The 18,848-nt window shown below is 65.0% G+C and carries 16 protein-coding genes; 8 read left to right on the forward strand and 8 right to left on the reverse strand.

All coding sequences use genetic code 11. The features are described 5' to 3' along the window. Positions 1 to 153 precede the first annotated feature (153 nt). Positions 154 to 2,214: an ATP-dependent helicase gene (locus KAK11_RS00340; protein ID WP_246498178.1), complete on the forward strand. Its 2,061-nt coding sequence runs from the start codon at positions 154 to 156 to the stop codon at positions 2,212 to 2,214. A gap of 1 nt (position 2,215) precedes the next feature. Here KAK11_RS00340 and KAK11_RS00345 read toward each other — a convergent pair whose 3' ends face one another. Continuing rightward, a complete protein-coding gene (locus KAK11_RS00345) occupies positions 2,216 to 2,776 on the reverse strand; it encodes a superoxide dismutase family protein (protein WP_246498179.1) in 561 nt (186 codons plus the stop codon). Between the two features lie 262 nt (positions 2,777 to 3,038). On the opposite strand from KAK11_RS00345, the gene KAK11_RS00350 reads away from it, so the two are divergent. From KAK11_RS00350 to KAK11_RS00365, 4 genes are read left to right on the forward strand one after another with little or no spacing between them, the layout of a single operon-like run. After that, positions 3,039 to 3,812 (forward strand): hypothetical protein, encoded by a 774-nt coding sequence (locus KAK11_RS00350; RefSeq protein WP_210805025.1) that lies wholly within the window; start codon positions 3,039 to 3,041, stop codon positions 3,810 to 3,812. 26 nt (positions 3,813 to 3,838) lie between these two features. Continuing rightward, positions 3,839 to 4,465 (forward strand): hypothetical protein, encoded by a 627-nt coding sequence (locus KAK11_RS00355; protein ID WP_210805027.1) that lies wholly within the window; start codon positions 3,839 to 3,841, stop codon positions 4,463 to 4,465. Further along, positions 4,462 to 7,257 (forward strand): YjbH domain-containing protein, encoded by a 2,796-nt coding sequence (locus KAK11_RS00360; protein ID WP_210805029.1) that lies wholly within the window; start codon positions 4,462 to 4,464, stop codon positions 7,255 to 7,257. Before KAK11_RS00355 ends, KAK11_RS00360 begins: the two co-directional genes overlap by 4 nt. Before the next feature lie 49 nt (positions 7,258 to 7,306). Continuing rightward, positions 7,307 to 7,963 (forward strand): DsbA family oxidoreductase, encoded by a 657-nt coding sequence (locus tag KAK11_RS00365; RefSeq protein WP_210805032.1) that lies wholly within the window; start codon positions 7,307 to 7,309, stop codon positions 7,961 to 7,963. On the opposite strand, the gene KAK11_RS00370 is transcribed toward KAK11_RS00365, so the two are convergent. Further along, positions 7,949 to 8,620, reverse strand: coding sequence for a VOC family protein (locus KAK11_RS00370; RefSeq protein WP_210805034.1), 672 nt, complete (start codon positions 8,618 to 8,620; stop codon positions 7,949 to 7,951). The genes KAK11_RS00365 and KAK11_RS00370 overlap by 15 nt on opposite strands. A gap of 142 nt (positions 8,621 to 8,762) precedes the next feature. Here KAK11_RS00370 and KAK11_RS00375 point away from each other — a divergent pair, with 142 nt between their 5' ends. Then, on the forward strand, positions 8,763 to 9,461 hold the full coding sequence (locus tag KAK11_RS00375) for a hypothetical protein (RefSeq protein ID WP_210805036.1): 699 nt from the start codon (positions 8,763 to 8,765) through the stop codon (positions 9,459 to 9,461). A gap of 19 nt (positions 9,462 to 9,480) precedes the next feature. Here KAK11_RS00375 and gshA read toward each other — a convergent pair whose 3' ends face one another. The 4 genes from gshA to KAK11_RS00395 form a co-directional block, all read right to left on the reverse strand. Further along, complete coding sequence (gene gshA / locus KAK11_RS00380) at positions 9,481 to 10,776, reverse strand: glutamate--cysteine ligase (RefSeq protein ID WP_210805038.1); 1,296 nt, start codon at positions 10,774 to 10,776, stop codon at positions 9,481 to 9,483. A gap of 149 nt (positions 10,777 to 10,925) precedes the next feature. Next, positions 10,926 to 12,464, reverse strand: coding sequence for an ammonium transporter (amt, locus tag KAK11_RS00385; protein ID WP_210805040.1), 1,539 nt, complete (start codon positions 12,462 to 12,464; stop codon positions 10,926 to 10,928). Between the two features lie 38 nt (positions 12,465 to 12,502). Next, positions 12,503 to 12,841 carry a P-II family nitrogen regulator gene (gene glnK / locus KAK11_RS00390; protein ID WP_210805042.1) on the reverse strand — a complete coding sequence of 113 codons (339 nt, stop codon included), beginning with the start codon at positions 12,839 to 12,841 and terminating at the stop codon, positions 12,503 to 12,505. 24 nt (positions 12,842 to 12,865) lie between these two features. Beyond that, positions 12,866 to 13,588: a TorF family putative porin gene (locus KAK11_RS00395; RefSeq protein WP_210805044.1), complete on the reverse strand. Its 723-nt coding sequence runs from the start codon at positions 13,586 to 13,588 to the stop codon at positions 12,866 to 12,868. A 363-nt stretch (positions 13,589 to 13,951) separates the two neighbouring features. Here KAK11_RS00395 and KAK11_RS00400 point away from each other — a divergent pair, with 363 nt between their 5' ends. Continuing rightward, entirely contained in the window at positions 13,952 to 15,508 is a 1,557-nt protein-coding gene (locus tag KAK11_RS00400) for a YifB family Mg chelatase-like AAA ATPase (RefSeq protein ID WP_210805046.1), read from the forward strand. Positions 15,509 to 15,565: 57 nt separating this feature from the next. On the opposite strand, the gene KAK11_RS00405 is transcribed toward KAK11_RS00400, so the two are convergent. Both KAK11_RS00405 and KAK11_RS00410 read right to left on the reverse strand, forming a co-directional pair. Next, positions 15,566 to 16,576 (reverse strand): glycosyltransferase family protein, encoded by a 1,011-nt coding sequence (locus KAK11_RS00405; protein WP_210805048.1) that lies wholly within the window; start codon positions 16,574 to 16,576, stop codon positions 15,566 to 15,568. Continuing rightward, positions 16,573 to 17,805 carry a glycosyltransferase gene (locus tag KAK11_RS00410; RefSeq protein WP_210805050.1) on the reverse strand — a complete coding sequence of 411 codons (1,233 nt, stop codon included), beginning with the start codon at positions 17,803 to 17,805 and terminating at the stop codon, positions 16,573 to 16,575. Before KAK11_RS00410 ends, KAK11_RS00405 begins: the two co-directional genes overlap by 4 nt. 278 nt (positions 17,806 to 18,083) lie before the next feature. On the opposite strand from KAK11_RS00410, the gene KAK11_RS00415 reads away from it, so the two are divergent. Further along, a complete protein-coding gene (locus KAK11_RS00415; RefSeq protein ID WP_210805052.1) occupies positions 18,084 to 18,839 on the forward strand; it encodes an ABC transporter permease in 756 nt (251 codons plus the stop codon). The last annotated feature ends 9 nt before the right edge of the window (positions 18,840 to 18,848 follow it).

The following is an 18,848-nucleotide window of genomic DNA, read 5'->3' on the forward strand; positions in this document are numbered from 1 at the left end:
TGTGTCTCCGGAACATTGGAAAGGCCTCCAATCTAGATCGGCGGGCCAAGGCGCCATGCTCCGGAATGCGCAGCAATGGCCTGAAATCGCCAAGCTGCGGGGGTGGAGGGCCTATCATCCGCCACCTTCCGTTGTTGATCTCGCGTTTTCCCTATGTCTGCAGCCACCCTGAACCCCGCCCAAATGGAAGCCGTGCATTACCTGGGTGGCCCCTGCTTGGTGCTGGCCGGTGCCGGCTCGGGCAAGACGCGGGTGATCACGCACAAGATCGCCCGGCTTTTGCAAACCGGGCTGCACCCGAAGCGCATCGCCGCCATCACCTTCACCAACAAAGCCGCGCTGGAAATGCGCGAGCGCGCCAAGTCGCTGGTCGGCCCCAAGGCCGCCAAAGACTTGGCCATCAGCACCTTTCACTCCTTGGGCGTGCGCATGCTGCGCGAGGATGGCGAAAAGCTGGGGCTAAAGCCCAAATACTCGATCTTGGATGCCGATGATGTGCTGGGCGTGCTGCGCGATGCGGGCTCTTGCACCGACAACGCCTTGGCCCGCCAGTGGCAGTGGACCATCAGCCTCTGGAAGAATCAGGGCCTGAACAGCAGCACCGCGATGGCCGCCGCCCAGAACGCCGACGAGGAATTGGCCGCCCGGGTGATGGCGCTGTATGAAGAGCGCCTCGTGGCCTATCAAGCGGTGGACTTTGATGACCTGATCAGCCTGCCGCTCAAGCTGCTGCGCAACAACGAAGAAGCCCGCCGCAAGTGGCAAGACCTGTTTGCCCATGTGCTGGTGGATGAATACCAGGACACCAACGTCGTGCAGTACGAACTGCTGAAGGCGCTGGTGGACCACCCGGATGAAGACCGGCGCGGCCGCTTTACCGCCGTGGGTGATGACGACCAGAGTATTTATGGCTGGCGCGGCGCGACCATCGAGAACCTGAAGAAGCTGCCCGAGGACTTCCCGGCGCTCAAGGTCATCCCGCTGGAGCAAAACTATCGATCGACCAGCGCCATCCTGCGGGCCGCCAATGCGGTGATCGCAGGCAACCCCAAGCTGTTCGAGAAAAAGCTCTGGAGCGACCTGGGCGACGGCGAGCCGGTGCGCGTCTCGGAGTGCGACACGGACGAGCACGAGGCCGAACGTGCGGTGTCCTTCATCCAAGGCCTGCGCGGCAATGATGGCCGGATCAAGTTCAGTGACTTCGCCATCCTCTACCGCACCAACTTTCAGGCGCGGACCTTTGAGAACAAACTGCGCGCAGCCCAGATTCCCTACAAGGTCTCGGGCGGCCAGAGCTTTTTTGACCGGGCTGAGATCAAAGACCTCTGTGCCTGGCTGCGCCTGCTGGTGAACCAGGACGACGATCCGGCCTTTTTGCGTGCCGTCACCACGCCCAAGCGCGGCATCGGCCACCAGACCTTGGGCGCCCTGGGTGAGTTCTCAGCCAAGTGGAAGGTCAGCATGTTTGAGGCGCTGTTCTCGCAGAGCCTGGCCACCTCGCTGAGCAAGAAGGCCATCGACTCGCTGCATGAATTTGGCCGTTATGTGAACGACCTGGAATACAAGGCCCGCCACACCGTGGGCTCGGAAGATGCTCGCGCCGTGCTCACCACCTGGCTCACCGAGATCGACTACGAGAAGCACCTCTACGACAGCGAGGACAGCGAAAAGCTGGCCGCCTCGCGCTGGGGCAATGTGATGGACTTTGTGGATTGGGTGGCCAAGCGCTGCGGCGGCGAGATCAGCGCCGAAGGCGGGCTCACTCAAGAAACAGAGCGCAAGAGCCTGCTGGATGTGGCGCAAACCATCAGCGTGATCTTGAGCCTAGCCGAGCGCGGCGACGCCGAGCAAGACATGGTGACACTGACCACCTTGCATGCCTCCAAAGGGCTGGAGTGGCCGCATGTGGTGCTGGCCGGTGTGAACGAGGGCATCTTGCCCTTCAAGAGCGACACCGAGGAGATGACGCCCGAGCGCCTGGAGGAAGAGCGGCGGCTGATGTATGTGGGCATCACCCGCGCTCAGCGCACCTTGGTGGTCAGCACCCTGCGGCGCCGCAAAAAAGGCCGCGAGATGGTGCCCGGCATTCCCAGCCGCTTCATCAAGGAGATGAAGCTCGATGAAGCGGGCAGCAAAGAAGACCCCAAGGACCGGCTCAAGCGCATCCGCGCAGAGCTGGCGGCCAAAGCGGCCGGGGCCTTGCCGCCGGCCTAAGTCAGTGGGCCGCGATCACACCGCAGGCAATGCGTGCGCCTGAGTTGCCCGTGGGCTGGGTCTTGTAGTCATCCGGCCCGATGTGGACGATGAGGCTGCGGCCGTTGATGCTGGCGGGGCCGGCGGCAATCGTGGGGCCATGCAGCATGAACTTTTGGTCGGCCACACCTTTGCTGTCAGATTTCAGGGCCGGCATGTCACCCACATGGCGCGGGCCATCTTGCGGGCCATGGGGCTTGCCATCGGGGTTGAAGTGGCCACCAGCGCTGGTGCCATCGGTTGACGCACAGTCGCCCTTCTCATGGATATGGAAGCCATGCTCAGCATTGGGCTTCAAGCCGCTGACCTTGGCGTGGACCATCAAATGGCCATCCATCTCGTGGAACATGACCAAACCGGTGACCGCGCTGCCTTGCGTCGGGCCCAAGGAGGCGGCCGCCATGGCGCCCTTGCCCATGGCATGGGGGCCGTGTCCGCCCTCGCCGCCCTTAGAGGCGCAGCCCCCCAAGAAAGCGACCGAGGCCGCCGCCAGAACCAAGCCTGCTTTGCCGATGATGGACATGCTCACTCCTTGTGTAGAGATCAAAGACGCCGACTGTAGCCTCTGCGTGCGGGGCTGACCAGCTTGCAGCGCAACCCAGCTCGCTGGGAATAGTCCGCAGGACTGTCGCTCAGACACCTCAGTTGAGGCCCAAGCTTGAATACTCCTGCGTGGCCCAGCGCACAGAAACAATGTCCGCAAGGTGGCTTGGTGCCTCCGCTCACTATGCTGGTTGGCATTGCGGTGCCTCGTGCCGCTGTTATTCCTTTGGAGGGACTTCATCTTGACACGCAAAACTCTGACGTTGTGGGCCTTGGGTGCCACCGTGCTGGCCTGTGGCACAGCGAGCGCTGGCATGGTCACGGACAGCCATGGCAATGTCGGCTACGACACCGCCGCCGAGTGTGATGCGGCCGTGGCCGCGGGCACGGCCAAGTTCTACACCTCCTTCACCCACAAGCCGCCCCTCAAGCGCGCGGGCGAAGCCAGCGTGAAGTCCATGCCCCTCAAGGAGCTGGGCTTGCCCGCCGAAGCTGCTCAGGCCCTCAATTACAGCGGTAAAGACTACAGCCGTGGGGCTTGCGACATTGGCGCAGGTCGCTCCGGCGGGCGTGACGGCGTGGCCAAAGAGCTGCAAGGCAAGTACGTGCCCTACAGCCCGGAGATGATGGTCAATGTCTATTACGACAAGCAGGGCGTGCCGGTGCGCGCCTCGATGAAGCAGTGCGACAACTGGTTTGGCGCACGCCTGCCCCGCCCCATTCCCGCACCGGTACCTGTGGCCAAGCCGGCTCCCGCGCCAGCACCGGCACCGGCACCCGCCCCTGTGGTGACAGCGCCACCGGCGCCGCCGGCGCCGCCCGTGGCCCAAGCCCCCGTGGTCCCCAAGCCCGTCGCCCCAGCTCCGGTGAAGGCCGCCGTGACCGCCGCCAAGGGCGGTATTGGCTGGACCGAAGTGCTGGGCACGGCCGCCGTGATCGGCGTGGGCGCGGTGCTGCTGAACAGCGATGGTGACACCGGGACGACCGGCACCACGGGCACCACCGGCACGAACTGACGCAAGCGTCTGCGGCGAGAACGCCAGTGAGTTGTCGAGCACTGGCCACCGCCGTGGCCTGCGTGAGCCTGGGCTTGACGGGCTGCAGCCCCACCCTGCGTGCGGGCTGGCAAACCGTGGAGCAAGCGTGGAGCACCGCCGCGCCAGTGCGCGACAGCGCCCTGAACCCGGCCCTGCGCTACCTCTTGGTGCAGCAGCAAGGCCGCGAGGCCTTGTTGGTCTGGGTCGGCGATGAGCCCGGTGCCCTGGGCCGCACCAGCGTGTGGGTCGGCGCGGACGGCGTGGTGCTGCGCACCGCACAGGGCCGCTTGGTGGGCGTCTCCGAGCCCACCCGCAACTGGCGGGTGATCCGCCAGACAAGCACGGGTTCAAGCACCGTGACTGAGACCGTGGATGTTCAACCGGGTCATCGCATGGGCCTGCGCCAGACCGGGCAACGCTCGCTCCTCAGCGCACCGCCCACGGCTCACCGATGGGTGGGGTCGCTGGACGGCTTGCGCTGGCAAGAAGATTCCTGGATGGATGCTTTGCTGCCACCCAGCCACGTGGCACTCAATGCCCAAGATCAGGTGGTCTATGGCCAGCGCTGCTTGGCCGCGGACTGGTGCCTGAGCTGGCAAGTCTGGCCCGCAGAGCGCCAAGTTTCACCATGAGCCGCTCGCTACCAGTGGGGCTGACGGCCCTGGCCTGGGCCGCCATGCAGGCGGTGCAGGCCCAAGACGCGCCAACCTCACTGACCGTGACGCCGCCGCCGGGGCAGCGTCTGGGCGCTTGGCTGACCCAGCATCACCCCGAGGCTGCCGCAACGGTCTATGAGCCGGGCTTGATGTGGCAGTCCACCGCAGCGCGCCGTGCCCAGCGTCAAGCGCGCGAAGCCCTGCTGCGCGACATCAGCGCATGGGCCGCCGACGACGCGCTGCGCAAGGCGCAGACCGGCCCGCTGCTGGCCCTGCTGCGCGAGCTCCCCCTCACCGGCCGCCGCCCCCTGGCCAGCACCGACCCCTGGCGCATGCAAACCGCCTCGGGGCTGGAGCCTTTGACGGCTGAGGGCGATGTGCTGGTGCTACCGCAACGCCCTGAACGTCTGCGGGTCGTCACGGCCAAGGGCTTGGCGTGCGATGTGCAGGCCCAGCCCGAGCGCATCGCCGCCGATGTGCTGCGGGCCTGCGGGGTCAGCACGGACTGGGTGTGGCTGGTGCAAGCCGATGGCAGCACCCAGCGGCTTGGTGTGGCCGACTGGAATGCCCAGCGCCAGCAAGCCCCCGCCCCCGGCGCTTGGCTGTGGGTGCCCCCGGACACGCCAGATTGGCCCGAACACTTCAACACCCGCATCGCTCAGGTGCTGGCCGAGCAAGGTGTGGCCGAGGGCACGCCTGCCCCGCGCCCCTTGAGCGAGACGATCAGCCCGCCTCCGCGGGATCTGCCCCTGAGCACCAATGATTGGGGCATGACCGGGCTGCTGCAAACACCGTCGGCGCGCATGCCTGAGGCCGGCCGAGTGGCGCTCACCGTGAGCCGCACCTGGCCCTACACCCAGACCAGCGCCACGCTCAGCCCCTTTGACGGGTTGGAGCTGGCCGTGCGCTACACGCACATCAGCAACAAGCTCTATGGCCCCAGCATCGCGGGCGATCAAGGCTACAAGGACAAGTCCTCTGAGATCAAACTGCGGCTGTTGGACGAAGGCCGCTGGCAGCCCGCCTTGGCGCTGGGCTTGCGTGACCCCGGCGGCACTGGCCTGTTTGCGGGCGAGTACCTGGTGGCCTCCAAGCGTTGGGGCTCGCTGGACCTGAGCCTGGGGCTGGGCTGGGGCTATCTGGGCGCACGCGGCAACCTGGCCAACCCTTTAGCCGTGCTGGGCGATCGCTTCCAGCAACGCGCCCAAGCGGACGTGGGCCGTGGTGGCACCGCCCACCTCAAGGGCCTGTTCACCGGCCGCACGGCCCTCTTCGGTGGCGTGCAATGGCACACACCCTGGGATGGCTTGAGCTTGAAGGCTGAGCTGGACGGCAATGACTATCAACATGAGCCCCTCAACAACAACGTTGATGGTGCACGCAGCCCCGTGAACCTGGGGCTGGTCTGGCAGCGCGGCCCCTGGGCGCTGAGCCTGGGGCTGGAGCGCGGCCGGCAATGGATGCTGGGCCTGAGCCTGCACACCAACGTGGCCCAGATGTCGCGCAGCAAGAGCGCTGAGCCAGCGCCCTGGCCGGTCAGCCGCCCTGCCCTCCTGCCAGCCCCCTCCGCAGCGAGGTCCACAGCAGGCCCCAGCGCCGACACACTACAAGCCCTCGCGCTGCAGACCGGCTGGCCCGTGGCACGCGCATGGCAAGACGGCGCCACCTGGGTGGTCGAGCTGGACAACAGCCAGGGCAACAGCTTGGACGAGCGTCTCGATCGCGGCGTCGCCGTCTTGCATGAACGCGCACCGGATGAGGTCCAGCAGTTCCAGTTCATCCTGATGCAGCAAGGTGTGGCCGTCAGCAGCCGCTCGGTGGCGCGCCAAGCTTGGGCCGCACCGCGCTGGTCGTGGACGGGCCATGCGCCGGTGCTGGACAGCACCCCAGAGAGCGTACAGCGCCCAGCCCCCGACAGCGCGGAGGCGCACCGCCCAGCGCGCCAAGGCAATGGGGGCTTCAGCCTGGGTTATCAGCAGCATGTGGGCGGCCCCGATGGCTACCTCTATGCCTTGAGCGCCCGCGCGCAAGGCCAACTCCCACTGTGGGAGGGGGCCTGGGCCCAAGGCACGCTGCAGGCCCGCCTCTTGGACAACTACGAGCGCTACCGCTACACCGCGCCCAGTGCCTTGCCACGCGTTCGCACCTTGGTGCGGGAGTACTTGACCCAGGCCCGCGTGACCCTGCCTTATGCGCAACTGAGCCAGCTGAACCGCTGGGGTGAAGATGTCTTCAGCCTAGCCTATGTGGGCGCTTTGGAGCCCATGTTTGCGGGCGCTGGGGCGGAGGTCTTATGGCGACCCCAAGGCGGGCGCTGGGCCTTAGGGCTGGATGTGAACCGCGTGGCCCAGCGCGAGTTTGACCAGCGCTGGGATGTGCGCGACTACCGCGTCACCACGGGCCACGTCAGCGCCTACTGGGACACGGGCTGGCAGGGCCTGGAGGCCAAGGTCTCGGTGGGCCAATACCTGGCTGGGGACCGCGGGGCCACCATGGAGGTATCGCGGCGCTTTGCCAACGGGGCGCGCATCGGCGCCTGGGTCACCAAAACCAATGTGTCCTCGGCGGCGTTTGGAGAAGGCAGCTTTGACAAAGCGGTGTATGTCTCCATCCCCTTCGACGCCTTCTTGTCCGCCTGGTCCACGCAAACCCTGAGCGTGGCCTGGCAGCCGCTGATCCGCGATGGCGGCGCGCGGCTCAACAAGCTGCACACGCTCTGGAACTTGACCGGCAGCCGTGACCCACGGGCTTGGCGCCAGGCGGAGTAAGAACCCCTGCGCGAGCACGCTTCGGCGAGATCGGCAGACAATCCACGCCATGAAAATCGATCTCGTCTCCGATGTGGTCTGCCCCTGGTGCGTGGTGGGCCTGAAGTCTCTGGACATCGCGCTGCAGCGCTTGGGCCCCAGCTTTGAGCCCGTGACCTTGAGCTTTCAGCCCTTTGAGCTGAACCCGCAGATGCCGCCCGAAGGCGAAGACATCACCGAGCACTTGTCGCGCAAATACGGCCTGACACCGGAACAGGTCAAGGCCAACCAGCAGAACATTCGCGAGCGCGCGGCCGCCGTGGGCTTTGACTTCCGCATGGACAAGCGCAGCCGCACCTGGAACACCTTTGACGCGCACCGGCTGCTGCACTGGGCTCATGAGGTCAACCCCGCCCAGCAGCGCGCCTTGAAGGAAGCCTTGTTCAGCGCCTACTTCACCGACGGTCTGAACCCTGGCAGCCACGAGGTCTTGCTGGGTTTGTGTGGCGAAGTGGGCTTGGACACGCAGGAGGCTCAAGGCCTCTTGAGCAGTGATCGCTTTGCCGCCGAAGTGCGCGAGGCCGAGGCCTTTTGGCAGCAGGCCGGCATCCGCTCGGTGCCGGCCTTCATCATCAACGACAAGCACTTGATCTCCGGCGGTCAGCCACCGGAGGTGTTTGAGCAGGCCTTGCGTCAGATCGCTGCGGAAGGCTCAGCAGTGGCTTGACAGCGCGACCTCGCCGCGCGGGGTATTCAGCGTCACACTGAGTGCTGCGCCAGGCAAGGCTTCACGCCGCACCGCCGGCCGTAACCGCAACACCTGCGCCGCTTGGTCGGGTAGGCCGCGCACGGTCAGGAGCTTCAGGCTGACGCCGCTGTCAGGCATCGCAGCGGTCGGGTGCAGGCCACTCCACTGGATCAAGGTGGGCACCGCGCCCCCGGCCAAGGGCAGACCATCGTCGGGCACCACAATCTGCCACTCCAGCACACCCTGGGCGGTTTGACGGCTGGCTCGCAAAAGCGGACCAGGCTGCAGCCGGCTTTGGATCAGGCCATGACGATGCATCTCCACCATGGCAGAGCGCGCCACATAAGCCACCAACTCCGGGCCTTGCTCACGCAGCCGCGCTTGCAGCGCGGGCTGGTCCAGGCCAAACCAGCGCGCCCGGGCTGGGGCGGGTGCATCCGGGTCGATAGCGATGATCTCCAAGTAGCACTGGGGCGCGCCGGCGCTGCTGAGGTTGAGCAGGCGGTTGTGCGTGCCCATCAGCGCATGGACGCCGCCCGGCAGGCTGGCCACGCCCAGGGTGGCCTCACACCAAGCCGCCCCTTGGGCAAGGCTGTCGGCGGCAATGACCAGATGGTCGATCTCGGTGTGTGGCATGGGGCAGCGCTACAAAGTTAGGGAAGCCTCAAGCCTACCTTAGGGGCCTTGAAGCCAGGGCCAAGGGATGGGGCGGTGAGGGCCGCGGCCAGACACTGGCGGCGCAGCACCAGGCTGCGCCCATAAAACCCAGGAGAGTCTCATGTCTGTCATCACCCGCGCCCTGCGCACCCTCGGCCTCAGCACCGTGCTGGCCGTCTCTGCCCTCTCAGCCCAGGCCCAGTCCAGCACGGTCTGTGGCCCCGATGTGCTGGCCACCATTGCCAAGCAACTGGCGCCTAACCCCAAAATCAGTGAAGCTGAAAACCTGAAGCTGCAGGCGCAGTTGTACGAGCAATACAGCTTCTGCGGCACCGGGGACGCCAAGAACATTCCGCCCACCGACCCGTTTTATGCGGCCGCCAACCAGTGCGGTGCCAAGGCCACCTACACCGGCAGCCTCTACTACGAAGAAATGAGCTGCTGCGGCTATGACCCGCAGCGTCGTGCCTTTGCCTGCCCGGTCAAGATCAAGCAGAACTTTGGTTTCGGCTTGGCCGCCAACCCAGGCAGCCGCGAGTATGTGCTGCACTGCGTCGATGCCGGCGCAGGCTTTGTGCCGGTGGGCCAAGACAGCGTGCACCTGGCCGACTCCACCTTGGCGCCAAGCTGGCAGTTTGCGGTGATTGCAAATGCCGTGGACAACCTGCAAACCGTGCAGCCCACCACCGGCTTGGCTCGCAATGCCCGCTCCATCTTGTCGTGGAACTTCAAGCCCGTGAATGCCGCGGGCCAACTGGATTGCAACTACAAGCCGATCTGGGGCAATGTGCTGGAGTACAAGATCCGCCTGAACCAGTGATCAGCGCCTCCCAACGCGGTCAGTCATAGACCTCGGCATCGGGGTCTGTGGCTTCCAGCTCATAGGCCGCCGCCAGCATGGCCAAGCGGCCGATCACGCCATACATGTAAAAGCGATTGGGGGCACTGGCCCCTGGCCGCTCGCCCGGCTTGGGCAATTGGTGGCTGTTAGCAAAGGCCAGCGGCACAAAGCTGGCGCCCGGCGCGTTGAGGTTCTCGTCAATGCCGCGGTCGGCATGCACACGGTAGAAGCCGCCGACCACATAGCGGTCGATCATGTAGACCACCGGCTCGGCCACGGCTTCGTTCACGCGCTCATAGGTCGGCACCCCTTCTTGGATGATGACCTCGGTCACGGCCTGGCCGTCCTTCACCACACCCATCTTGTTGCGGGTGCGGCGGCTGACTTCATCCAGCTCTTTGGCATCGCGCACCGTCATGATGCCCATGCCATAGGTGCCGTTGTTGGCCTTGACGACCACAAAGGGCTTGTCGGCAATGCCGTACTCTTTGTGCTTGCGGCGGATCTTGGTGAGCAGGGCATCGACCTGGGTCTGCACGCATTCCAGGCCGGTGCCCTCCTCCCAGTTGACCTCGCCGCAGTGCGCGTACATGGGGTTGATCAACCAAGGGTCCATGCCCAAAAGCTTGGCGAATTTCTTGGCCACCTCTTCGTAGCTGCGGAAGTGGTTGGTCTTGCGGCGCGTGGCCCAGCCGGCATGCAGCGGGGGCAGCAGGTATTGCTCGTGCAGGTTTTCCAAGACCTTGGGCACACCCGCGGAGAGGTCGTTGTTGAGCAGAATCGTGCAGGGGTCGAAATGCTTGAGCCCCAAGCGGTGCTTGGTGCGCACCAAGGGCTCCAGCGTCAGGCTCGAGCCATCGGGCAGGTCCAGTGCGGTGGGCTCGGTGATGGATTCATCCAAAGTGCCCAGCCGCACATTCAAGCCCGCTTGCCCGAAGAGCTGCATCAGCCGCTGCACGTTCATCAGGTAGAACATATTGCGGGTGTGTCGCTCCGGGATGAGCAGCAGGTTCTTGGCCTCGGGGCAAATCTTCTCAATCGCCGCCATGGCCGCCTGCACGGCCAGCGGCAGCATCTCAGGGGTCAAGTTGTTGAAGCCGCCCGGGAACAGGTTGGTGTCCACTGGCGCCAAGCGATAGCCTGCATTGCGGATGTCCACCGAGCTGTAGAAGGGCGGCGTGTGCTCCATCCATTCCAGGCGAAACCAGCGCTCGATGGCGGGCATGGACTCCAGAATGCGCTGCTCCAGCTCGTTGATGGGGCCAGTGAGAGCGGTGACGAGGTGAGGAACCATGATGGTTGGCCAATGAAAGTGGGCTTAAGGAGGCGATTCTTGCAGATCGGTCCGTGAGGCCTTGGTTTCAAGTTGTCGTCACAAAAAAAACGGGGGAGGCCCTTGCAGGCACTCCCCCGAACTCGCTTTAGGACGTTAACCGGAGACGTTCAGCGGCCGTAAGCCGTCTCGCCGTGAGAGCTGATGTCCAGACCTTCGCGCTCTTCTTCTTCAGTGACACGCAGACCCAGGGTCATGTCTACCAGCTTGAAGGCGATGACCGAAACCACAGCCGACCAGACCACGGTGATCAGCACCGCCTTGGCCTGCACCCAGACTTGGCCGGCAATGGTGTAGGCGTCGGGTGTGATCATGGCAACCGTGGTCCAGTCAGCCACCGCGCTGGGGCCACCCAGGTTGGGGCTGTTAAAGATGCCCGTCAACAGCGCGCCGAGGATGCCGCAGACGCCGTGCACACCGAAGACATCCAAGGAATCGTCGGCCTTCAAGATGCGCTTCAGACCCGACACACCCCACAGGCCGGCAAAGCCTGCCAGTGCGCCGATGATCAAGGCACCGCCCACGCCCACATTGCCGGCCGCCGGGGTGATGGCCACCAAGCCTGCGACAGCGCCGGAAGCCGCACCCAACATCGAAGCCTTGCCTTTGTGCAGGGCTTCACCGATGGACCAGGTCAGCACCGCAGCGGCGGTGGCGATGAAGGTGTTGACGAAGGCCAGGGCCGCAAAGCCGTTGGCTTCCAGGGCCGAGCCGGCATTGAAGCCAAACCAGCCCACCCACAGCAGCGAAGCGCCCACCATGGTCAGAGTCAGGCTGTGCGGTGCCATGGCTTCTTTGCCGTAGCCCACGCGCTTGCCCACCATGTAAGCACCCACCAAGCCCGCCACCGCGGCGTTGATGTGCACCACCGTGCCGCCGGCAAAGTCCAGCGCACCCATCTGCCAGATGTAGCCGGCCTTGGCGTTCATGGCCTCCACCACATCGGCGCCGGTGTAGGCGTCAGGGCCCATCCAGAACCAGACCATGTGGGCAATCGGCAAGTAGCTGAAGGTGAACCACAGGGCGGTGAAGAGCAACACGGCCGAGAACTTGATGCGCTCGGCAAACGCACCGACGATCAGCGCGCAGGTGATACCGGCGAAGGTCGCCTGGAAGGCGACAAACACGATCTCAGGAATGACCACACCCTTGCTGAAGGTGGCGGCGTTCGCAAAGGTGCCGGCCACGTTGTCCCAGGTGCCTTTGAGGAAGAGGCGATCAAAACCACCGATGAAGGCGTTGTTCTCGGTGAAGGCCAGGCTGTAGCCGTAAATGGCCCAGAGCACGACGATCATCGAGAAGGTGACCAGCACCTGCATCAGCACAGACAGCATGTTTTTGCTGCGCACCAGGCCGCCGTAGAACAGCGCAAGGCCAGGCACGGTCATCAAGATGACCAGCAAGGTGGCCACCATCATCCAAGCGGTGTCGCCCTTGTTCGGGGTGGGCGCTGCGGCTGCCGGTGCAGCGGCGGCTTCAGCCACAGCAGCAGAGGCTGCCGCAACAGGCGCCGAGGCTGCTTCGACCACAGCAGCCACCACGGGGGCGGCTGCGGATGCGGCGGAAGCGGCGGCGTCTTGCGCCGACGAGGTCATCGCAAATCCCAGGGCCGCTAGCCCCAGCGCGATGTGAGCAATCAGAGTTCTCATAGCAAAGTTCTCACGTCTAGATTCGAAGGGGGCTGCGGTCAGAGGGCGTCTTTGCCGGTCTCGCCGGTGCGGATGCGCAGCACTTGCTCCAGCGGAGCGACGAAGATCTTGCCGTCGCCGATCTTGCCGGTGCGGGCCGCGCCCTCGATGGCCTCAATGACTTGATCGACCACATCGTCATCCACAGCGGCCTCAACCTTCACCTTGGGCAGAAAGTCGACCACGTACTCGGCGCCGCGATACAACTCGGTGTGGCCCTTTTGGCGCCCAAAGCCTTTGACTTCGGTGACGGTGATGCCCTGCACACCAATGGCGCTGAGGGCTTCGCGAACTTCGTCCAGCTTGAAGGGCTTGACGATGGCGGTGACCATTTTCATGAGATGTCTCCTGTGTTGTCGAAATCAGAACGCGTACTTCACCGCCAAGACCGCACCGGTCTTGCCCAGCTTTTTGTCATTGGCGCCCACATAGGCGTCCGTGCTGGTGCTGACCAGCGTCAGGCTGGGCACCCAGCCTGAGAAGTCCTTGCTCAGAGACACCGAGTAATCGGTGTAGCTGAAGTCACCGCTGTTCTTGACCGTTTGGCGGCCAATGTGCGGCGCCAGCATGAGGCCACCACCCAGGTCAAAGCTGGCGCTCAGGTCCAGGTAGCCGCTTTGCTTGCTGTCGGCAAAGCCGAACAGATTGGTCAGGCTGTGCGAGTACTTGAGGGTGAACATCTCGTAGCTCAGCGCGCCGTAGATCTCGCCCGTGTTCGGGCTCACGGCCAGGTCGTGGCTCGGGTAGACATAGGCCAGAGCGCCCACATCCAAGGTCAGGCCCTTGGCGACTTCGCCCTTCCAGCCACCATAGAGGTCGACTTCGACGTTGGCACCGCCGCCGCTGTCCTTGACCCACTTGATCGTCGAGGCCCATGCGCCGGCGTACAGGCCGTTGGGGCCCGCCAGGTCCACACCGCCTTGCAGCGCAGGCTTGAGGCGCGACTGCGAAATGCCGCGATAGCGGTAGTCGGTGGTGGCGCTGACGTTGTAGCTCAGGGAGAAGTCATCGGCTGCCAGTGCGGGCACGGCAGAGGCACCGAGAGCGGCCACGAGACTGAGGGAGAGCAAGGAAGGCTTGAACATGGTGGACTCCTGGAAGTGATGGCAAAGAAACAGGGTTTGCCCGGAGAAAAGCAGCTTCCGTGCCAACCATGCCAACACCTCCGACCGTCGGCCACACCCTGAGGGCTGTCGGGTCGCACCGTCTTCGCGCAGCCCCGCGCCAGCGCCTCTTTGTGGTGCGAGAGTGCGGGATACCCCCAAGATCGCACCGCGGCGGTGCACCAAGAGCCACCCCCACTCCCCCGAATTCCCTCCTTTGGGGGGGATTGGTGGCCTCCCCGGCCAGCCCACAATCGACCGCGCAGTTGAGGAGTACGTGCGGGAAGGCACAACCTCCCAATGGACAGGGCGCCGGGCGATAGCCCAGGCCGGGAGGAGGCAGCGATGTCGCTGGCGGTGGTCAGGAGCAGGGCACTCGATGGGTTGTCTGCGCCTGAGGTGCAAGTGGAGGTGCACCTGGCCAATGGTCTACCCAGCTTTACGCTGGTGGGCTTGGCCGACACCGAAGTCAAAGAGGCCCGAGAGCGCGTTCGAGCAGCTCTGTCTGAAAGTGGTTTTGCCTTTCCGCACAATCGCCGGATCACCGTGAATCTGGCTCCGGCTGACTTGCCCAAAGAGTCCGGCCGCTTCGATCTGCCCATTGCGCTGGGCATCTTGGCCGCCCAAGAGTTGCTGGACAGCACACTGCTGGCCCACTGCGAGTTTGCGGGCGAGCTCTCTTTGGCCGGTGAGTTACGCCCCATCAGGGGGGCGCTCCCTCTGGCACTAGCCTCCCGTCAAGCGGCTGCAGGGCGCATCTTGGTGCTCCCCCAGGCCAGCGCCGTCGAGGCTGCCCGCGTGGAGGGTGTTGATGTGCGCGGTGCCTGTCATTTGACCGATGTCGTGGAGGCGCTGCTGCCCAGGCCCCCGCAAGACGCTGCCCGCAGCGAGCCCAGCGGCCTGCGCTTGCCCCGCCCAGCAGCCCTGCCGCGCAGTGCTCGCCGCACCTCGCTCGACTTGGCAGATGTGCGCGGCCAAGCCCAAGCCAAGCGCGCCCTGGAGATTGCAGCGGCCGGGGGCCACAGCCTCTTGCTCGTGGGCCCGCCGGGCTCGGGCAAATCCATGCTGGCGCAAAGGCTGGCAGGGCTGCTGCCCGACATGGCCGACGACGAAGCCCTGGCCAGCGCCGCCTTGGCCAGTGTGTCAGCCAGCGGCTTTGACCCGGCGCAGTTTGGGCAACGGCCTTTTCGCAGCCCCCACCACAGCGCCAGCGCGGTGGCCTTGGTGGGCGGGGGCTCGCCGCCAAGCCCTGGCGAAATCTCCCTGGCCCACGGCGGCGTGCTGTTCTTGGATGAACTGCCTGAATTCCCTCGTCAAGCCTTGGAGGCCTTGCGAGAGCCCTTGGAAACCGGCCATGTCACCATCTCGCGCGCCGCGCGCCAGGCGCACTTTCCGGCCCGCTTTCAGCTCGTTGCCGCGATGAACCCTTGCCCCTGCGGCTGGCTCGGTGCGGGCAGCCACGCGGCCAAGGCTTGCCGCTGCAGCCCGGATGTCGTAGCCCGCTACCAGGGCCGGCTCTCGGGCCCTTTGCTGGACCGTATTGACATGCAAGTCGAGGTGCCGGCCGTGCCGGCTCAAGCCCTGCTGAGTGCAGCCGGTGCCGAGGAAGCGAGTGCGGTGGTGATGGCGCGCGTGGCCCAGGCCAGAGGCCTGCAGCAAGCCCGCCAAGCGTGCACCAACAGCCTGCTAGCCCCGGGCGACTTGGAGCTGCACAGCCGTCTGCACCCCAGTGCGCGCGGCCTGCTGGAGGCAGCTGCTATGCGGCTGGGCTGGTCGGGCCGTAGCCTGCACCGCGTGATCCGCCTCGCCCGCACCATTGCAGATTTAGGGCACTGCGCCGAGGTGGAGACAGCGCATATCGCAGAGGCCATTCAATACCGGCGCGCACTGCCCGGGGGATGACTGGCGCCCCCAGCAGGGGCGCTTGTGGGGCATGTGGGGCCTGGCGGCGACAGGCGGTCAGCCCGGCCCGCTCAGCGCTCGGGCCTGCGCCCCCTTTGCCAAGTGCTGGCGCAGCTCTGCGTCTTGGCCGAGCTGCAACAAAGTTTGAACCCACTGCTCGACCTCCATGGGCAGCAGCAAGCCGTCATGGCCATGCTGCACAAAGCCCCGGTAGGGCGGCACGTCGGCATAGACCCCAAAGGCGCCCATGCGCGCGTAGTCGTAGAACTTCACTGCGCCACGGCCCTGGTTGAAGGCCGTGGGCTGCAGGGGCGCCAAGCCAATGTCCAGGCGATGGCTGGCGGTGTAGTGCTGATAGCGCTCCCAACTCATGGGATGCAAGACGGAGACGCGAGGCAGGTCGCGGAACTGCCGGTTGATGGCGAGGTCACCGAACAACTCCACATGCAAGGTGGTGCTGCGGGCCATCAGCGAGACCAAGACTTGGTGCAGCCAGGCCAGCTCTGCATGGTGCGAGGCTGTGCCGTGATAGCCCAAAAGCAAGGCCTCAGGCTGCGCCCGCGTGAGTGCGGGCGGCGGCGCCAGGGGCAGCAGCACGGGCGCATGCGATGCATATTTAGCGGCCAAAGCCGAGGTCGACACCCAAAGCTGAGCCTGCATTTGCGCGCACCAATGGCGGTGGCGCAGGGCGTGGCTGCTGATTTTGCGGGCATAGGCTTTGGGCAAGCCCGGCAGGACCGCCGGGTCCCACAGGTCATCGTCCATGAACCAGGCCAGACCCGCGAGTTGGGGCCGCGCCAGCCCGAGCGGCTTGAGCCAAGCAGAGGGCAAATAGCGCAGGATGACGACAAAGTCGCCCGCCTCCAGCAACCCGGCCTGGGGCGGCAAACGGGAATCACAGCGATGCACAGGCAGCCCGCGCTGCGCCAACCAGGGATAGAGCAGGTAGTCGCCACTGGGGCTGGCGCCCTCCTCCAGCACCACGATGCGCCGCGCCGACTGCAGGTCGCTGGCGGGCGGCTGAGCCTGTGGGGCCCGCCAACGCCGCAGGAGTTGTCGCACCGTCACACCGGACTCCCCATCGTGCGAGACAGAACGGACCGCCACTGGGGCAGACAGACTGTGCGCAGGTCGCAGCGGCTGACCGCGGTCTGCCGCGCCGCTTGGCGCAAGGCGGCGTCCTGCCCGCGCTGCGCCAAGGCACGGATCATGGCCTCGGCCAGCGCCTCCGTGTCGAAAAAGTCCACCAAATGGCCATTGATGCCGTCCTCAATGTATTCCTGCACTGGCGCCGTGCGGCTGCCAATGACATGACAGCCCAGGCTCATGGCCTCCAGGCAACTCCAGGACAGCACAAAGGGATAGGTCAGATACACATGTGCCGCCGAGACTTGCAGCAGCTTTTGGTAGTCCGCGTAGGGCAGTTGGCCCACAAAGTGGACCCGGCTCGCGTCCAGCTGCGCGGCCACCTCGCCCCAGTAAATCTGCTTCCACGTCTGACCTTGGGGTGCAGGAGCGCCGTAGCTCACGCCGTCCCCACCGACCAAGACCACCTGCGCGTCGGGGACTTGCTTCAGCACCGTGGGCAAGGCGCGCAGGAAGCGGTGGTAGCCCCGGTAGGGCTCCAGATTGCGGTTCACAAAGGTGATCAAGGGGGCGCCCGCCGCGAAGGCCAAGCCCAGGGCGGGCAGCTCAAAGCGTGCCTGCGGGTCAGGACGCAAGGCCTGGGTGTCGATGCCGTCAAACACCACCTCCACCTTGGGCTGAAATGGGTTGGGCAGGCGCGAGGCTTGCCAGGCCGTCGGCGCAACCCCCTGATCCATGGTCAAAAGCGCCTCGGTCAGGGCCATGTTCTTCATGCGCTGGCGCAGGCGGGACTCCACGCCTCCCACCGGGAACTCGGGGTCAAAACCCACGTCAGCGTCCGGCGTGCCGTAGAAAAACTCCATCAGGCAGACCAGGCGCGCGGCAGGGAATACATCCTTCACATACAGCGCCTCGCCCCAGGCCGGGTTGCAAACGACCAGATCGGGCACAAAGCCTTCTCTGGCCAAGGCCAACATGGCCACGGCGCAGGCCTCACCGCGCAAGACCTTGGCCTCGCTTTCGCGCAACAAGGCGTGCTGGCCTGCCACGGGCCGCCGCTGCACGGCGTAGGTCCGATGATCCACCCCTTTGAGCCCCGGGCGGGCATGCATGCCCAGCGCCACCACCCGGTGCCCAGCCGCCGCGAGAGTGGGCGCCAGGTGCCGAAACTGCCCCGGGAAGTTCTGGTGAATGAACAGGATGTTGAGCATGGGCGGATTGTCAGGCCGCGATTGCTCCGTGTTTACCCGCACAATCCAGGCCTTGGGGTGTCCATCCCCTGTTTAACGGGCGCGTGGGGCCATCGACTCCGCGACAATGCGCCCTGGTGGTCCAATGGGAGGCATTGCGTCACCGTAAGCAGGTCCAGCCTGTGGAGGGGTCACGAAACGATGTCGTCACCCTGGCCCACAAGCGAGAATCCCGCCTTCCTTGAAGGCGCAGGTGTCAAGCAACAATGAAAAGAACTCCGTTTCAGATCCAGAAAGCCGTGTGGCTTGCGCTCATTCTCAGAGAGCTCAAGACACGGTTTGGCGGGCGCCTGATCGGTTTGTTCTGGGTGCTGCTGGAGCCCTTGATCCACATTGGTGTGATGCTGGGCTTGCGGGTCGCGCTGCGTGACCGCTATGTGGGAGTGATGATCGAGCCCGCCGTCTACCTGGTGGTGGCCATGATCCCATTTTTTGCTTGCCGCAATATGTGGATGCAAGGCATGTCCGCGGTGGAGGCCAATGGCGGCCTGCTGGCGTATAGGCAGGTCAAACCGCTGGATGCCATGGCCTCTCGATGGGCCATGGAGGGTATTTTGTACGCCTTCGTTTTTGTGATGCTGTCTGTGGGTTTTGCGTGGTGGGGCTATCGCTACTTCCCGAACAAACCGCTGGAGTTCTTGGGCATTTGCGCCCTGTTTGCGATGTGGGGCATTGCGCTCTCCCTGATCTCGGCCGTGGTGGGGCATCGCCGGCCCGGCGTGAAGTTCTTCATCCGTGCCATCTCCACGCCCCTGTATTTGATGTCGGGCGTGCTGATTCCCCTGAGCAGCTTCCCGCACTTTTTGTATGAGTACCTGCTGTGGAACCCGTTTTTGCACCTGGTCGAGCTGAGCCGCGTTCACTATTTCTCCACGTACATTCCGCACCGAGGCATCAATCTGACTTACCCGCTGTGCCTCGGCTTGGGCTTGTTGTTCACGGGCGCGGTGCTCTACCACGTCAATCGGATTCGTCTGTTGTCCAAGACCACCTGAGGCCTAGAC

The organism is Ideonella paludis, assembly GCF_018069865.1.
Taxonomy (GTDB): domain Bacteria; phylum Pseudomonadota; class Gammaproteobacteria; order Burkholderiales; family Burkholderiaceae_C; genus Ideonella; species Ideonella paludis.

Excerpts from the sequence above, each read along its gene's own strand:
- KAK11_RS00340 (WP_246498178.1), top strand. The coding sequence starts at position 154 with ATGTCTGCAGCCACCCTGAACCCCGCCCAAATGGAAGCCGTGCATTAC.
- KAK11_RS00345 (WP_246498179.1), bottom strand. The coding sequence starts at position 2,776 with ATGTCCATCATCGGCAAAGCAGGCTTGGTTCTGGCGGCGGCCTCGGTC.
- KAK11_RS00360 (WP_210805029.1), top strand. The coding sequence starts at position 4,462 with ATGAGCCGCTCGCTACCAGTGGGGCTGACGGCCCTGGCCTGGGCCGCC.
- KAK11_RS00365 (WP_210805032.1), top strand. The coding sequence starts at position 7,307 with ATGAAAATCGATCTCGTCTCCGATGTGGTCTGCCCCTGGTGCGTGGTG.
- KAK11_RS00370 (WP_210805034.1), bottom strand. The coding sequence starts at position 8,620 with ATGCCACACACCGAGATCGACCATCTGGTCATTGCCGCCGACAGCCTT.
- KAK11_RS00375 (WP_210805036.1), top strand. The coding sequence starts at position 8,763 with ATGTCTGTCATCACCCGCGCCCTGCGCACCCTCGGCCTCAGCACCGTG.
- gshA (WP_210805038.1), bottom strand. The coding sequence starts at position 10,776 with ATGGTTCCTCACCTCGTCACCGCTCTCACTGGCCCCATCAACGAGCTG.
- amt (WP_210805040.1), bottom strand. The coding sequence starts at position 12,464 with ATGAGAACTCTGATTGCTCACATCGCGCTGGGGCTAGCGGCCCTGGGA.
- glnK (WP_210805042.1), bottom strand. The coding sequence starts at position 12,841 with ATGAAAATGGTCACCGCCATCGTCAAGCCCTTCAAGCTGGACGAAGTT.
- KAK11_RS00395 (WP_210805044.1), bottom strand. The coding sequence starts at position 13,588 with ATGTTCAAGCCTTCCTTGCTCTCCCTCAGTCTCGTGGCCGCTCTCGGT.
- KAK11_RS00400 (WP_210805046.1), top strand. The coding sequence starts at position 13,952 with ATGTCGCTGGCGGTGGTCAGGAGCAGGGCACTCGATGGGTTGTCTGCG.
- KAK11_RS00410 (WP_210805050.1), bottom strand. The coding sequence starts at position 17,805 with ATGCTCAACATCCTGTTCATTCACCAGAACTTCCCGGGGCAGTTTCGG.